This window comes from Streptomyces sp. NPDC091209, from assembly GCF_044757755.1.
Lineage (GTDB): Bacteria > Actinomycetota > Actinomycetes > Streptomycetales > Streptomycetaceae > Streptomyces.
On record NZ_JBIVVR010000003.1, the window covers coordinates 97851 to 113142 of the forward strand.

Here is a 15292-nt window from a genome sequence, read left to right on the forward strand (position 1 = left end):
TCGTCTCCGCCCGCGCGCCCACGGCATGGAGAGCCGCGACCGCCGCCTCGGCCTCCCGCTGGGGCAGGCCGTCGAGGATCACCACCGGGGCCCGGTCCGCGAGAACCTTGCTGCGCCACAGACTCAGTCCGGTCAGCCGGCGTACGACGTGAGCCGTGTCCAGTCGACCGGGGCCGGGGCCGGTGAGCACCACGTCATGGGGCACGTCGTCGCACACCAGCAGGAAGTACTCCGTCATCGCTCTCCCCACGCCCCTTCTGTTCGGAGCATACGAGTCCGCAGTCCGCGTGGCGCCTCGATTTCGGCTGCCGGGGACACCTGGACACCGTGGCCAGGGGTTTCCTGTTCGCGGGTGTCTTCCCGGCCGGACAGGAGGTGGTCGGACGGTAGATGGCGGGGCGGTCGCCGGGGTCGGTCGGGGGCTGTGGGTCAGTCGGTCAGGTGCAAGGCGGTTCGGGCGTTCGGGCCGTGCCAGCCGGCTGCGGTCCGCCAGACGACGTGCACGCCGAAGACCTCCCGGATCGCGTCGGGGGCCCAGTCCTCCACGGGCGGTTCGGACAGGACCAGGTAACGGGTGTCCGCGGAGCGGGCTTCCACCCGGTCGAGTTCCATGAGGCGGACCGCTCCCGCACGCAGGTGCGTGAACCCGGAACGGTCGGCGCCGAGCACCTCGTAGCGGAAGAAGCCGTCCGGCCCGTCGAGGATCACGTCGGAGACGCCGGAGTCCGAAGGGCGTAGTCCCGCTCGCAGGAGCGCGGCCCGCAGTTCGAAGCGCACGGCCTCGTGCGTGTTGCAGTCCCGGTCGCTCCGCGCCTCGAGGTCCAGGTGCCGCGCGAGTGCCTCGCTCCACACCGGCCGTCCCTCGGACGGGGCGGGGTCGGTGTCCAGGAGAGCGGCAGTGTTCATGGGGTCGGCGTCCTTCTGCTCGTGTGGCCGGCGCGGCTCGGTCGGTGGAGCCGTGATCGCCTCGGGTCGTGCGCTGTCGGCTTTGGTTCCGGTTTCGGTTTCGGCTTCGGCTTGGGGGCTGCTGTCGGGCTTGGGCTCGGGTGTCGTGTCGGGCTCCGGCACGCGCTCTCGTACGGGCTGCGCGGGTACGAGTTTTCGTACGGGTTCTGCGTTCGGCTCCGGGGCCGGTTCGGGGTCGAATCGGTGGCGCAGTTCGAAACGAGCCCGGTCGAGGGCGTCGGCCCAGTGACGGAACGCCGGATCGTCCGTCAGGGCGGCTCGCAGGCCGGGAGCGTCCGACACGACCGCTTGTCGTGTGCGCCCGGCGAGATCCGCCAGATCGCCCAGACGGTCGCGGTCGGCGGAACCCAGCAGGCGCCAGACGCTCAGCCAGTCGACCCGGTCGCGGCGCAGGCAACGGGCGGCCATGCCCTTCAGTTCGGACAGGAGGGCCGTCGTTTCCGGCGGAGCCGCGCCGCCGTGGGCGATGTCCCGCAGGACACCGAGCGCGGCTTCGTAACGGAGCGCCATCCGGGCGGAGATGGGTCTGCGGCCGAAGTCGCCGGCCGAGACCAGACTCAGCCTGCCTTCGTTCCGGGTCACCCAGCCGTCCATGAGGGAGCCCGTGGCCGGGGTGGGTTCGCCGTGGCGGGGAACAAGGAGAACCGTCCGCTCCGTGGCGGGGGCGAGGACCTTCACCTTCCAGTGGGATCCGGGGCCGGGGCCGAGCACACGCACCTCGACGGAGGTGCCGACCGGCAGTTCATCGGCCGGGGCGTCATCGGGAGTGGAGCCGTCGGGAGCCGAGCCGTCGGGAGTGGCGTCATCGAGGTTGGAACCGTCGGGAGTTGAGCTGTCGGTGCCCGGAGTTCCCTTCGACGGTGTCGTGGCGGGCGCCAAGTGCGTGAGCGTGGGCGGGGCTTCGGCGTCCGCGTCGTCGGCCGGAAGGCCGAGTTCGAGCGGCAGCGGTGTCGTGTGGAGGATCGTGAGCGTCTGGGTGCTGCGGGTCAGGGCCACGTACAGCTGGCGCAGTCCGGCGGGGCCCCGGTTGGCGATGGTCGTCGGCTCCAGGACCAGCACATGGTCGAACTCCATGCCCTTGGCCTGCGCCGCGGGGAGCACGGACACCGTGCGGAGCGTGTCGTCGGTCATGCCGTCCACGAGGTCGACGCGTCGGCGGACCTCCTCCAGCCAGTCGGAGTCGTCGGGAACGATCACGGCGATCGAGCGGGGGGACCGTCCGTCATCGGTGCCCACGAGGCGTGCCGTCCGGGTCGCCGCGTCGTCGAGCAGCTCCCAGGGAGTCGTGGCGACGAGCCGCACCGCTTCGTCGCCGGCCCGTCGCACGGCCGCCGGGTAGGGCAGGGAGGGCGCGACGGCTCGGGCCAGCGGCGCCACGAACTCCATGATCTCCGCCGGCACGCGGTAGCTGGTGTTCAACTCGGCCACGCGCCAGTCCCCTTGGGCGGACAGGATTCCGCCCAACTGGTCCCAGGCGGTGTAGGAATGCGGTCCGGTGGCCTGGGCCAGATCCCCGAGCACGGTCATCGAACCGGTCGGGCACCGTCTGCGCAGCGACCTCGCCTGCATCGGGGTGAGGTCCTGCGCCTCGTCGACCACGATGTGCCGGTACCTCTGCGGGCTCTCGCCCGCGATGAGGAAACGCAGCTCCTCAAGGCATACCAAGTCGTCGATGGTCCAGGGCTCTTCGGCCGCGCTCTCGGCCTTCAGCCTTTGAAGAAGCGCCTGTTCACCGGCGTCGAGGATTCCGGAGGCGCACTCGGCCAGTCTGGTGGGCGAGTTGAGGAGACCGCGCAGCGCTTCCTCGGGACTGAGGGCGGGCCAGACCCGGTCGACGAGGGTCGCGACCTGCCGGTTGCGCTCCAGATCGCGGCGTACCGTCGCGTCCCTGCTGCGGCGCGGAGCGATCCGGACGAGCTCACCCAGCAACCGGTCCACCAGCAGGGTGCGGAACCGGTCCCTGCGTGCCCGGTAGCCCTCCGGTCCCTCGCGGGCGTCCTGGAGGAGACCGAGCACCTCCGAGCGTGGCAGCCGCAGGGAAGTGCTGCCCACGACAACGACGAAGGACGGTTCGTCCTGGGCGTGGGAAGCGGCGGAGACGACGGTGTCGAGGGCTTCGGGCCGGCACTCGCTCTCCACCCGTCCGCGCAGGACGGCCGCCATCCGTTCGTCGGACTTCACCAGCCGCGCGGCGGTGGAGTCCGTGCCCCGGATCTCTCCTTCCCAGAGGCGGGCCAGTTGGACGGCGGTGACGTTGCGGGTGCCGAGGGTCGGCAGTACACGCCCCACGTACTCCAGGAAGTTCTGGTGCGGTCCGACGACCAGGATGTCCTGGGCGCGGAAGTGGTCGTTGTTGACGAGCCAGGTCACGCGGTGCAGACCGACCGCCGACTTTCCGGTGCCGGGCCCGCCCTGGATGACGAGGATGTCCGCGGGCGAACCGGTGACCAGTGCCATCTGGTCACGTCTGATCGTCTCGACGATGTCGCGCATCCGGCCGCTGCGGGAGCGACGCAGTTCCCGCAGCAGGAACTCGTCGACCGGTTGCGGCTTCTGACGCCGTCGGCCGACGCCATGCCGTGGCGACGGGACGGTACGCGGCCGTCCGATGTCGTCCCGGGCGGGCGGGGCGGTGGTGCTTGCCGGTTGCTCCTGGGCCTCCTCCGACCCAAGGGGTTCGAGAGCGTCAGAGGCATCAGAGGCATCAGAGCCTTCAGGGGCGTCAACGGCGTCACTGGTGTCCGCGGTGTCCGCGGTGTCAGGAGCTTCGAGGGGAGCGGGCTCCTCCTCGAAAGCCGTTGGTAAGGCGGCCTCTTGCCCGGGGCCCAGTAAGCCGGTGTGCGGTTCCGCGGCCGGGGTGATCTCGTCCAGGAAGTCCTCGACCGTGCGCTCGGCGCAGCGCAGCCGGCGCCGCAGGAGCACTTCGCCCGGTGTCTCCGGGCGGGCGTTCTGCCAGCTCACGGCGATCGGGTTCGTCCAGGAGACGACCACCTGATCGCGGGTCACGGTGTCGAAGACATGGCGTCGCCCGACGTAGAACGTCTCCGGCTCGGCGTCGCCCGCTTCCTGGACGTCGACGCGGCTGATGACCAGGGCCTCGCCCCCGAGACCGTCGTACTCCTCCGCCGTGCTCTCCGCCTCCTTGCGGACCGCGATGCCGTCCTTGCCGCTCGCGGAAGCCGTGGCCGCCGACGGCGACGTCATCTCCGCGAGCCGGGCCTCGTAGCAGTCGTAGGCGCGGTCGACCGCCTTCTGCTCGATGGCGATGACCGCGTCCCGTGGTGTCGTGCTCACGTGTGTCCCCTCCTGGCAACGCCCCTCGCGCTGCCGCGGGCCAGGGCCCGCCTCCCCGGTCCCAGAGGTAGCAGAGTTCACCGGTCAGACCACGGCCAATCGGACAACAGCCCCATAATCGAGCAGAGTTCGGTCCGTCGCGAGCACATCCGGTCCTCGGAGGTCTCGCGCGGTCCTCGGAGATCCCGACCGATCTTCGGAGTTTTCGAGTGGCCCTCCGGGATTTCGGTCTGACCTACGGGATTCGCCCGGTCGAGAGGACCGTCCGGCGGCCCGCGCGGTGCGACACGGCCGTATCGAGGGCGGGTCGCCGTCCCTCCCGGTGGACCACGAGCCGGCAGAAGCCGGGCGAAGGGCGAACGGGGAAGGGGGAAGGGCCCCGTCGCGGTGACGGGGCCCTTCCGGACGTACGTATGCGATCAGCCGCACTGGCAGGGATTGCCCGACTGGCAGCCGCAGCCGCAGCCGGAGCCGCAGCCGCAGGCGCCGAACAAAGGGAGACTTTTGATCTCGGCGGGCTGTTGGGTGTCGCGGTCCTGGGTCGGGTCGGGCGTGCTGGGGGATTCGGCCATGGGTCCCTCCTTCAGGCACGGAGGCGTACGACGCACACCGCGCCGCACAGCTCCTGTCGCCCATCTCATGCCCAGCCAGGCGGGCGCATCAACGGCGCACTGAGGCGTCTCACGCTCCCGGGGCGTGAATCCCGCGCGGGGCGGGCCGGGAGCGGAGCGCGCTGCCCGTGCCCGCGCGGCGGGTCGTCCGGGTCAATGCCTGGGTCCCGGTCCCCGCCCGTCCCCGACGGCAACGGCTGGGTCCGCCGCCCACGCCCGCCGACGAGAGATCGGTCCGCGGTCCTCACCGCCGAGAAGTACCGGGCGGGGCTGCCGCCTCCCGAGAGGGACGCGACGCACCGCCCTCGCCCGCCCACGAGGGGTCGCCCGCGACAATCTCCAGGCCTCTGCCTTTGACGGGAGATGCCCTCGGCCGTCTCCGGCCGGGGCAGCGGCCGGGCCCAGCCGTCGCCCGTCGGGGAAAGAGGCGGGGCCCAGTTGTCGCTCGCCGGGGAAGAGGCCGGGTCCGGTTGTCGGCCGTCGGGGAAAGAGGCGGGGCCCAGTTGTCGCTCGCCGGGGAAGAGGCCGGGTCCGGTTGTCGGCCGCCGGGGCAGCGGCCGGGCCCAGCCGTCCGCCGCCGGGGAAAGAGGCCGGGCCCGACCGTCTCCCGGGAGGAGACGGTCGGGCCCGCGGGCTTCGTACGTCCGGAAGGGCCGCGCCCCTCCGAGGAGAGCCGGATCGACCGGTCGCCCCTGCCCTGGCGCCCGTGGACGTTGGCCCCCTAACGCCAGAACCCGTCCGGGATGAACCCGGGCCCACAGCCCTGGCTCGTCCAGGGAGGGCCGGGGCGGCCGAGTGCCTTGGCTCCTCCACGAGGGGCGGGGCTGTGGCCTTGGCCCTCCCAGGAGAGCCGGGCCAGGCGATAGCCGTCCTGCTCGGGGCGGAGGGGGCCGGGGCGGCCTCTAGCCCTGGTGTTCCCGAGGGAAGGGCCGGGGTGGGCAGCCGCCCTGGCGTCTCCGGGGGAGGGCCGGTGTGGTCCGTAGTCCTGGCGCTCCCGAGGGAATCGCCGGGGGTGGACCGCAGCCCCCTGGCAGCCCTGGCAAGCCCTGGCGCCCCCCGAGGGGACGGGGCCCGGGTGGGCCATGGTCCCCGGGGCGCCGGAGAGGGCTACACGCTTTCCACTCCCGTGACCGGCTGGATGTCCGCCTGGAGTTCGTCGGCGTGCTCGCCGGTGACCAGGTAGACGACACGCTTGGCGACCGAGACGGCGTGGTCGGCGAAGCGCTCGTAGTAGCGGCCGAGGAGGGTGACGTCGACGGCGGTCTCGATGCCGTGCTTCCACTTGTCGTCCAGCAGGTGCTGGAAGAGCGTGCGGTGCAGGAGGTCCATGTCGTCGTCGTCCTGCTCCAGCTGCATCGCCAGGTCGACGTCCTTGGTGATGATGACCTCGGCGGCCTTGGCCATCAGGCGCTGCGCGAGCTGGCCCATCTCCAGGATCGTGGCGTGCAGGTCGTGCGGGATGGCGCGGTCGGGGAAGCGCAGCCGGGCCAGCTTGGCCACGTGCTGGGCCAGGTCGCCGGAACGCTCCAGGTCGGCCGACATCCGCAGAGAGGTGACGACGATACGGAGATCCGTCGCCACCGGCTGCTGGCGGGCCAGCAGGGCTATCGCGCGGGCTTCCAGCTCGTGCTGGAGATCGTCGACCTTCTGGTCGGCCGCGATCACGCTCTCGGCCAGCTTCAGATCGGAATCGAGGATGGCCGTCGTGGCGCGCCCGATCGCCGACCCGACGAGCCGGGCCATCTCGACCAGGCCGTCGCCGATCGAGTCAAGTTCCTCGTGATACGCGTCACGCATGTGGTTGTCCCTCTCGTACGTCAGCTTCGGGGGGTCCGGGGTCCGGGACCTGGCTGTTCCGGCCGCCGGACGGCCGCCGGAGGGACCCGTGAACCCCACGCTCCCACGTTCGGGCCCGTACGCGTCCGTTTCCGGCACCTCAAGTGAATCAGTACTGGCTCCTGGGTGAACTCTGGGCGACGAGTGTTCGAGCTCGCACTCGGATGGCTGTGGCCAGGAGCGACGGCATGCCTAACCTGGGTGCATGGACGTGAACGCGGCGGTCGCCGCAGCGGCAGCGATCGCCGGAGTGCTTACCGGTGTCATCGCCATGCTGGCGTTCCGCTGGAGCGAGCGCGACCAGAAACGCCCGACCCGCACCTCTCTGCACACGGACGCGGTGCTTCCGCCCGGTGTCGACACCGTGCTGTCGGTGCTCAGGTCTTCGGCGGTCGTACTCGACGAAGCGGACGCCGTGGTCAAGGCCAGTTCGGCGGCGTACGCCCTCGGACTGGTGCGCGGCGGCAAGCTGGCCGTCGAACCGATGCTCCACATGGCGCGTGACACCCGTCGTGACGGGGAGATACGGCAGGTGGAGCTGGACCTGCCCAGAAGGGGCACGGGGAGGGGTGAGGCACTCGCCGTCTCCGCGCGTGTGGCACCCCTCGGGTCGCGACTCGTCCTCCTCCTCGTGGAGGACCTGACGGAGGCGCGCCGGATCGAAGCCGTACGGCGGGACTTCGTCGCGAACGTGAGCCATGAGCTCAAGACTCCCGTCGGGGCGCTCTCCCTGCTCTCCGAGGCCGTCATGGACGCCTCGGACGACCCGGAGGCCGTCGAGCGCTTCGCCGGACGCATGCAGATAGAGGCCACCCGGCTCACCAACCTCGTCCAGGAGCTCATCGACCTGTCGAGGGTGCAGAACGACGACCCCCTGGAGGACGCCGAGCCGGTCCGTGTCGACGAGCTGGTCGCCGAGGCGATCGACCGCTGCCGCCACCAGGCCGGCACGAAGCAGATCACCATGGCCGCCGGCGGCACCGCCGACCTGAGCCTGTGGGGGAACCGGGGCCAGCTCGCCGCGGCCCTCGGCAACCTCGTCGAGAACGCCGTCAACTACTCGCCCGCCCGCACCCGCGTCGGGATAGCCGCCCGCCGGGTGACGGCACCCGGTGGGGAACACATCGAGATCGCCGTGACCGACCAGGGCATCGGCATCTCGGACAAGGACAAGGAGCGCATCTTCGAGCGCTTCTACCGTGTCGATCCGGCCCGCTCCCGTGCCACCGGCGGTACGGGCCTCGGGCTGGCGATCGTCAAACACGTGGCCGCCTCGCACGGCGGGGAGGTCACGGTGTGGAGCTCCGAGGGTCAGGGCTCCACGTTCACCCTGCGGCTGCCGGAGGCGACCGCGGCGCGCGACCGTGTCACCGATCACCACATGCCCGGACTCGACGAAGAGGACGAGACCGGACAGCCCGACGGGACGACCACCGTCACATCCCCGTATGAACCGCTTCCTGCCCCGGAGGTCCTTCCGTGACCCGTGTGCTCGTCGTCGAGGACGAGGAGTCCTTCTCCGACGCCCTGTCGTACATGCTCCGCAAGGAGGGCTTCGAGGTCGCCATCGCGACCACCGGGCCCGACGGACTCGACGAGTTCGAGCGCAATGGCGCCGACCTCGTCCTCCTCGACCTGATGCTGCCGGGGCTGCCCGGCACCGAGGTCTGCCGCCAGCTGCGTGGCCGCTCCAACGTCCCGGTGATCATGGTCACCGCCAAGGACAGCGAGATCGACAAGGTGGTCGGGCTCGAAATAGGAGCCGACGACTATGTCACCAAGCCCTTCTCCTCCCGGGAGCTGGTCGCCCGTATCCGGGCCGTCCTGCGCCGCCGCGGGGAGCCGGAGGAGGTCGCCCCGGCGGCCCTTGAGGCCGGTCCCGTCCGGATGGACGTCGACCGTCACGTGGTCACCGTCTCCGGCGGCAAGGTCGACCTCCCGCTGAAGGAGTTCGACCTCCTGGAGATGCTGCTGCGCAACGCCGGCCGCGTGCTGACCCGTATGCAGCTCATCGACCGGGTCTGGGGTGCCGACTACGTCGGTGACACCAAGACCCTCGACGTCCACGTCAAGCGTCTGCGCGCGAAGATCGAGCCGGACCCGGGCGCGCCCCGGTACCTGGTGACGGTGCGCGGTCTCGGCTACAAGTTCGAGCCGTAGACCGGCCCCACCTCCGGGCGCGAGCCCGGAGCACGGCGCAGAGCGTGAACTGAGAGCCACGACGAAGGGCGGGACCCCTGGCCAGGGGTCCCGCCCTTCGTCGTACGGCATGTCGTACGACGGCTCGTCGTACTGTCGTACGGCGGGGTCACGTCACTGCGAGGCGGACGCCGAGGGGTTGGCCGACGCGCTGTTGCTCGGCTGGCCCGAGGCGGGCGCCGACGGGGAGCCCGTGATCGACGCGGACGGCGCAGTGGCCGGGGACGACGTCGGCGCGGCGGGGATGTCGCTCGGACCCCACTTGGAGAAGTAGCTCTCGGCCGGGACGACGTAGGCGCTCAGGCTCACGTCACCGGTCTCGCTGAAGGCGAAGGTCACTTTCTGGACGCTGCCGTTCAGGACGGTCTGGGAGGGGCTGGAGAGCGCCGCCGAGGCGTTGCCCTTGCCGCCGATGACGACCGAGCCGCCGGCCGGGACGGTCAGCTTGCCCTTGCCGCCGACGGGCGTGATCTGGGCGGTGCCCTCGCCCTCGACGTTGATCGAGTCCAGGGTCTGCGCGGTGGTGCCGTTGTTGAACAGCGTCGCGGAGACCACCGCCGGACCGGTGGCCTTCACGTCGGGCTGGGTGATGACGAGCGCGTTCTGGACCTTGATGTCGCCCACGGAGGTGGCCGCGTTGTCCGGCTTGACCTCCAACGTCTGGGCGTCGCTGCCGGCAGCGCACGCGGCGAGCGAGGCGAACGAGAACGCGATGACGGCGGCGGCGAGAGTGCCGCGTCGAAGGCTGCTGCTCACGGCGGCGGCAACTCCTTGAACGTGGGCGAAGCAGGGCGGCCTCTGTGTAAAGCCGCCCTAAGGGTCTGTCAGCGGCCTTAGGTTACCGATCCGTTCCCGCGCGACCGCACCCGACCCTCCCCAAGCCGCCGACTTTGCCCGCCCGAGGGGGAAACGGGGGAGCGGTCCGGGTGGCGGCGGGCCGGTGGGGCATGCGCCCGCGGGCTCCATTGCGCCGGATGTGCGCCCCACTGTTCACGCTCCGCTCTCGCGGCGCGTCGGCTACTTTGATCGCGCGCTCGTCCGCCATTCACATAAGTTCCGCAGACTTAGGCTTGCGCATTTCGTGGAATGAATGCCCGGCTCTCCGGAAAATGGATCACGGGGTCAACGGGGGTCGATGAGTGCGTGATCTTCGAACCCCTTGATCAATTCCGGATTCGTCTCGTACTCGGCTGCGCCCATCGAACGGAGTAGCGGAAGTCGCGCTCTTGGAGCCGGACAAAACGGGATGTTCAGACCCTGACCGTGGGCTTCGGGTGCCTGTAACGTACGCGTTTCACTCTGCCTGGACAGCGGCTCCGACCTGCGAATACCCTCTTCCGCTCGTCCCTCGCAGCACGTTCCTGTTGCGGTTGTCAAGCCCCGAGATATGCCCTGACCTGCGAAAACGCCATTCAGAAGACGCCGTTTCCGTGTTACTCTGGATAGCCACGGAAGGGGTACCTGTCACATGACGTTCAAGGTTGGCGACACCGTGGTCTATCCCCATCACGGGGCCGCGCTGATCGAGGCCATCGAAACTCGCCAGATCAAAGGCGTGGACAAGACCTACTTGGTGCTGAAGGTCGCCCAGGGTGACCTGACGGTACGTGTGCCAGCGGACAATGCGGAGTTCGTCGGCGTGCGTGATGTGGTCGGTCAGGACGGACTGGACCGGGTCTTCGAGGTGCTGCGCGCGCCGTACGCCGAGGAGCCCACGAACTGGTCGCGTCGCTACAAGGCAAATCTGGAGAAGCTCGCCTCCGGCGATGTCATCAAGGTCGCGGAAGTCGTGCGTGACCTGTGGCGTCGTGAGCGCGAGCGCGGACTCTCCGCAGGTGAGAAGCGCATGCTCGCCAAGGCGCGCCAGATTCTGGTGAGCGAGCTCGCCCTCGCGGAGAACACCAACGAGGACAAGGCCGAGGCCCTGCTCGACGAGGTCCTCGCGTCCTGACGCCGGCTCAGTCGCCGAGACGCCAGCCGTCTTGACGTACGCACAAGCCCGCGCAGCAGCGCAATGAAAATGCCGCGGTGCCCGATGACGCAATTGCTGTCGCCGGGCGCTGCGGCATGTTCGTACCCGCGCCCATTCGGTAAACCGGACGTTCACCCGGCATCGGCTTTCCCGCGGTATACCGGCGTATCCGATACTTGAGGTGCCGACCCGGGCCCTCGACTCGACCGGATGTCACGGAAGGGTCCGGTCAAGGCGTCGCGCCCGGCGCTCCCCCAGCTCTCCGAGCAGGGGGTACCCCCAGGCCATACCCATCCCGGTCGAGCACACAAACCTGACAGGAACCGATGTCTGACGTTTCGCTCCCTTCGCCGCCGGAGGCCCGCACCGCCGCCGTGATCCCGGCCGCCGGACGAGGTGTGCGCCTCGGTCCGGGCGCCCCCAAGGCGCTCCGCGCGCTGAACGGCACGCCCATGCTCATCCACGCGGTCCGCGCGATGGCCGCGTCCCGTGCCGTCTCGCTGGTCGTCGTCGTGGCTCCGCCGGACGGCACGGCCGAGGTCAAGACACTGCTCGACGCGCACGCGCTGCCCGACCGCACCGACTTCCTCGTCGTCCCGGGCGGTGACAGGCGCCAGGAGTCCGTGAAGTACGGGCTCGACGCGCTGCCGCCCGGTATCGACATCGTCCTCGTGCACGACGCGGCCCGGCCACTCGTCCCCGTGGACACCGTGGACGCCGTCATCGAGGCCGTCCGGGACGGCGCTCCCGCCGTCGTACCGGCGCTGCCGCTCGCCGACACCGTCAAGGAGGTCGAGCCCGCGGCCGTCGCCGGGGAGCCCGAGCCGGTCGTGGCGACCCCCGAGCGGGCGCGGCTGCGTGCCGTGCAGACGCCCCAGGGCTTCGACCGCGAGACGCTGGTGCGGGCCCACGAGACCGTCACCGACAACGTGACCGACGACGCGAGCATGGTCGAGCAGCTGGGCGTGCGGGTCGTGGTCGTGCCGGGCCACGCGGAGGCGTTCAAGGTGACGCGTCCGCTCGATCTGGTGCTCGCGGAGGCGGTCCTCGCACGGCGGAGGCTGAACGATGGGTTCTGAGACACCGGAGCGGACGCCGGACCCCGGCCCGGGGCCGGTGCTCCCGCTCGTCGGGATCGGCACCGACATCCACGCCTTCGAGGAAGGCCGGGAGCTGTGGTGCGCCGGCCTGAAGTGGGAGGGGGAGGGACCCGGACTCGCCGGGCACTCCGACGCGGACGTCGTCGCGCACGCCGCGTGCAACGCGCTCTTCTCGGCGGCGGGCCTCGGTGACCTCGGTGCCCACTTCGGCACCGGGCGCCCCGAGTGGTCCGGGGCGTCGGGGGTCGTGCTGCTGACGGAGGCGGCGCGGATCGTCCGCGAGGCCGGTTTCACCGTCGGCAACGTCGCGGTCCAGGTCGTCGGACCCCGCCCGAAGATCGGCAAGCGGCGGGACGAGGCCCAGAAGATCCTGTCGGAGGCCGTCGGCGCGCCGGTCTCGGTGTCGGGCGCCACGACGGACGGACTCGGATTCCCGGGCCGCGCCGAGGGCCTGATGGCGGTCGCCACGGCACTGGTCGTCCGTACGGGCTGAGGTGGGCCGTGCGGACGGACCGAGCCGTGGCGTTCGTACGGGCTGACACGGGTCGTCCGTACGGGCCTGACACGGGTCGTCCGTTCGGGCCGACACGGGCAGGGTTCCGTTCGGCCGAACGGGTGATCCTCGTACGCCGAAGGGGGCGGGCGGGGTGAACGGGGCGGGCGGTCCTCCGTGTGTCACGAATACGTGGCCTTGCGGGGGAAGGGTCGCGGGGCACTACCCGGGGCCCACTACCCTGGAGGCGTGACCATTCGCCTGTACGACACCAGCGCCCGGCAGATCCGTGACTTCACCCCGCTCGTGCCGGGTTGCGTCTCGATCTACCTCTGTGGCGCGACCGTGCAGGCCGCACCGCACATCGGGCACATCCGCTCGGGCCTCGACTTCGACATCATGCGCCGCTGGTTCGAGTACCGCGGCTATGACGTGACGTTCGTCAGGAACGTCACGGACATCGACGACAAGATCATCGCCAAGTCGGCCGACCAGGGCCGCCCCTGGTGGTCCATCGGCTACGAGAACGAGCGCGCGTTCAACGACGGCTACGACGCGCTCGGCTGCCTGCCGCCCACGTACGAACCCCGTGCAACCGGCCACATCCCCGAGATGATCGAGATGATGCGCGGGCTCATCGAGCGCGGTCACGCGTACGCGTCCGACGGGAACGTCTACTTCGACGTGCGGTCCTTCCCGGGTTACCTCCAGCTCTCCAACCAGGAGCTCGACAACCTGCTCCAGCCGTCGGGCGAGGGCGAGACCGGCAAGCGCGACCCGCGCGACTTCGCCATGTGGAAGGCCGTGAAGCCGGGCGAGCCGAGCTGGGAGACGCCCTGGGGCCGGGGCCGTCCCGGCTGGCACCTGGAGTGCTCGGCCATGGCCCACAAGTACCTGGGCACCGTCTTCGACATCCACGGCGGCGGGATCGACCTGATCTTCCCGCACCACGAGAACGAGATCGCGCAGGCCAAGGCCTTCGGGGACGAGTTCGCGAAGTACTGGGTGCACAACGCCTGGGTCACCATGAGCGGCGAGAAGATGTCGAAGTCCCTCGGGAACTCGGTCCTCGTCTCCGAGATGGTCAAGGCGTGGCGCCCCATCGTGCTGCGCTACTACCTCGGCACCCCGCACTACCGCTCGATGATCGAGTACAGCGAAGAGGCCCTGCGCGAGGCCGAGTCGGCCTTCGCGCGCATCGAGGGCTTCGTCCAGCGGGTGGTCGAGAAGGCGGGGGGCGTCGTCGAGCCGTCCGCCGAGGTGCCGCCCGCGTTCGCCGAGGCGATGGACGACGACCTGGGCGTCCCGCAGGCGCTCGCCATCGTGCACACGACGGTCCGCCAGGGGAACTCCGCCCTCGCCGCCGACGACAAGGAAGCCGCCGTCGCCCGCCTCGCCGAGGTGCGGGCCATGCTCGGCGTCCTCGGACTCGACCCGCTCGACCCGCAGTGGGCGGACGACAGCGATCGCGGCGATGACCTGCACGGCGTCGTCGACACCCTGGTCCGGATGGTCCTCGACCAGCGCGAGGCCGCCCGCACCCGCAAGGACTGGGCCACCGCGGACGCCATCCGTGACCAGCTCAACCAGTCCGGCCTGGTCATCGAGGACGGCCCGCAGGGGCCGCGCTGGACGCTCGGACCGCGCTGAGCAGCCGTTCCGGCGGCCCCGGCCGACCCTCGTCGGCCTTGATCGATTGTGCCGCCCGGACCTCCGGGCGGCACACTTCATATACGTACGCACGCACGTCTCACACAGACAGGTAGGTCATGGCTGCTAACAACCGCCGCATGTCCGGCAAGAAGGGCGCGCAGGTCGGCAGTGGCGGCCAGCGGCGCCGGGGCCTGGAAGGCAAGGGTCCGACCCCGCCCGCCGAGGCGCGCAAGGGTCACAAGAAGAACCGCGTCGCCAACGCCAAGGCGAAGCAGATCGTCCGCCGCCCCGCCCACCCCAAGGGTCGCGGCGGCAAGGGCACGTCCGAGATGGTCGTCGGGCGCAACTCCGTCGTCGAGGCGCTGCGCGAGGGCGTGCCGGCGACGACGCTGTACGTGCAGCAGTTCATCGACAACGACGAGCGGGTCCGCGAGGCGCTCCAGCTCGTCGCCGAGCGCGGCGGCATCCACCTGATGGAGGCCCCGCGTCCCGAGCTCGACCGCATGACCAACGGGCTCAACCACCAGGGTCTCGTCCTCCAGGTCCCGCCGTACGAGTACGCGCACCCCGAGGACCTCGCCGCCGCCGCGTACGACGAGGGCCAGGACCCGCTGATCGTCGCCCTCGACGGCGTGACCGACCCCCGCAACCTCGGCGCGGTCGTCCGTTCCGCCTCCGCCTTCGGCGGCCACGGCGTCGTCGTGCCCGAGCGCCGTGCGGCCGGCATGACCGCCGGTGCCTGGAAGACGTCGGCCGGTGCCGCCGCCCGTACGCCCGTCGCGCGCGCCGCCAACCTGACGCGCGCCCTGGAGACGTACAAGAAGGCCGGTCTCGTGGTGGTCGGACTCGCCGCGGACGGCGAGGTCGAGGTCGGTGACCTGGAGGCGCTGGGCGGCCCCGTCGTCATCGTCGTCGGCAGCGAGGGCAAGGGCCTGTCCCGACTGGTCGGCGAGACCTGCGACTTCCGGGTGCGGATCCCGATGCCCGGTGGCGCGGAGTCGCTGAACGCCGGTGTGGCGGCGGGAGTTGTGCTGTACGAGGCGGCACGCCGACGCGCCTGACCAGGCGTCCGGGCGGCCACCCTCGTGGGGCGAACGGGACGTTCTGGATGATCTTGACGCGGTCCGGACAGTTCGGCGTGGTCAAAGCAGTGTCCTAAGCACACGTC

11 protein-coding genes and 1 pseudogene are annotated in these 15292 nt (G+C 70.7%); 7 read left to right on the plus strand and 5 right to left on the minus strand.

Going from position 1 to position 15292, the window contains the following annotated elements:
* Nucleotides 1-16 precede the first annotated feature (16 nt).
* From ACIQRL_RS10660 to phoU, 4 genes and pseudogenes are all read right to left on the minus strand, one after another.
* Nucleotides 17-238 (minus strand): annotated as a pseudogene (locus ACIQRL_RS10660) (ribosomal protein L7/L12); the annotation flags it as partial.
* A 191-nt stretch (nt 239-429) separates the two neighbouring features.
* Nucleotides 430-4260, minus strand: a complete 3831-nt coding sequence (locus tag ACIQRL_RS10665) for an ATP-binding domain-containing protein (RefSeq protein ID WP_401329804.1) — start codon at nt 4258-4260, stop codon at nt 430-432.
* Nucleotides 4261-4679: 419 nt separating this feature from the next.
* Nucleotides 4680-4832: a hypothetical protein gene (locus ACIQRL_RS10670; RefSeq protein ID WP_167455652.1), complete on the minus strand. Its 153-nt coding sequence runs from the start codon at nt 4830-4832 to the stop codon at nt 4680-4682.
* A gap of 1146 nt (nt 4833-5978) precedes the next feature.
* On the minus strand, nt 5979-6668 hold the full coding sequence (phoU, locus tag ACIQRL_RS10675; RefSeq protein ID WP_401329807.1) for a phosphate signaling complex protein PhoU: 690 nt from the start codon (nt 6666-6668) through the stop codon (nt 5979-5981).
* Nucleotides 6669-6912: 244 nt separating this feature from the next.
* On the opposite strand from phoU, the gene ACIQRL_RS10680 reads away from it, so the two are divergent.
* A complete protein-coding gene (locus ACIQRL_RS10680; RefSeq protein WP_351860206.1) occupies nt 6913-8190 on the plus strand; it encodes an ATP-binding protein in 1278 nt (425 codons plus the stop codon).
* Entirely contained in the window at nt 8187-8867 is a 681-nt protein-coding gene (locus ACIQRL_RS10685) for a response regulator transcription factor (protein WP_037622332.1), read from the plus strand. The genes ACIQRL_RS10680 and ACIQRL_RS10685 overlap by 4 nt, the downstream gene beginning before the upstream one ends.
* Nucleotides 8868-9020: 153 nt before the next feature.
* Here ACIQRL_RS10685 and ACIQRL_RS10690 read toward each other — a convergent pair whose 3' ends face one another.
* The gene (locus tag ACIQRL_RS10690) at nt 9021-9662 is read right to left on the minus strand and encodes a DUF461 domain-containing protein (RefSeq protein WP_401329811.1); all 642 of its coding nucleotides are present in this window, start codon (nt 9660-9662) and stop codon (nt 9021-9023) included.
* A 712-nt stretch (nt 9663-10374) separates the two neighbouring features.
* On the opposite strand from ACIQRL_RS10690, the gene ACIQRL_RS10695 reads away from it, so the two are divergent.
* From ACIQRL_RS10695 to rlmB, 5 genes are all read left to right on the plus strand, one after another.
* On the plus strand, nt 10375-10857 hold the full coding sequence (locus ACIQRL_RS10695; RefSeq protein ID WP_003953493.1) for a CarD family transcriptional regulator: 483 nt from the start codon (nt 10375-10377) through the stop codon (nt 10855-10857).
* A 347-nt stretch (nt 10858-11204) separates the two neighbouring features.
* Nucleotides 11205-11957, plus strand: a complete 753-nt coding sequence (gene ispD / locus ACIQRL_RS10700; protein WP_401329814.1) for a 2-C-methyl-D-erythritol 4-phosphate cytidylyltransferase — start codon at nt 11205-11207, stop codon at nt 11955-11957.
* Entirely contained in the window at nt 11947-12471 is a 525-nt protein-coding gene (gene ispF, locus ACIQRL_RS10705; protein WP_401329817.1) for a 2-C-methyl-D-erythritol 2,4-cyclodiphosphate synthase, read from the plus strand. The genes ispD and ispF overlap by 11 nt, the downstream gene beginning before the upstream one ends.
* A 249-nt stretch (nt 12472-12720) precedes the next feature.
* Nucleotides 12721-14121, plus strand: a complete 1401-nt coding sequence (gene cysS / locus ACIQRL_RS10710; protein WP_401329820.1) for a cysteine--tRNA ligase — start codon at nt 12721-12723, stop codon at nt 14119-14121.
* Nucleotides 14122-14240: 119 nt separating this feature from the next.
* Nucleotides 14241-15185: a 23S rRNA (guanosine(2251)-2'-O)-methyltransferase RlmB gene (gene rlmB, locus ACIQRL_RS10715; RefSeq protein ID WP_401329821.1), complete on the plus strand. Its 945-nt coding sequence runs from the start codon at nt 14241-14243 to the stop codon at nt 15183-15185.
* Nucleotides 15186-15292: the final 107 nt, after the last annotated feature.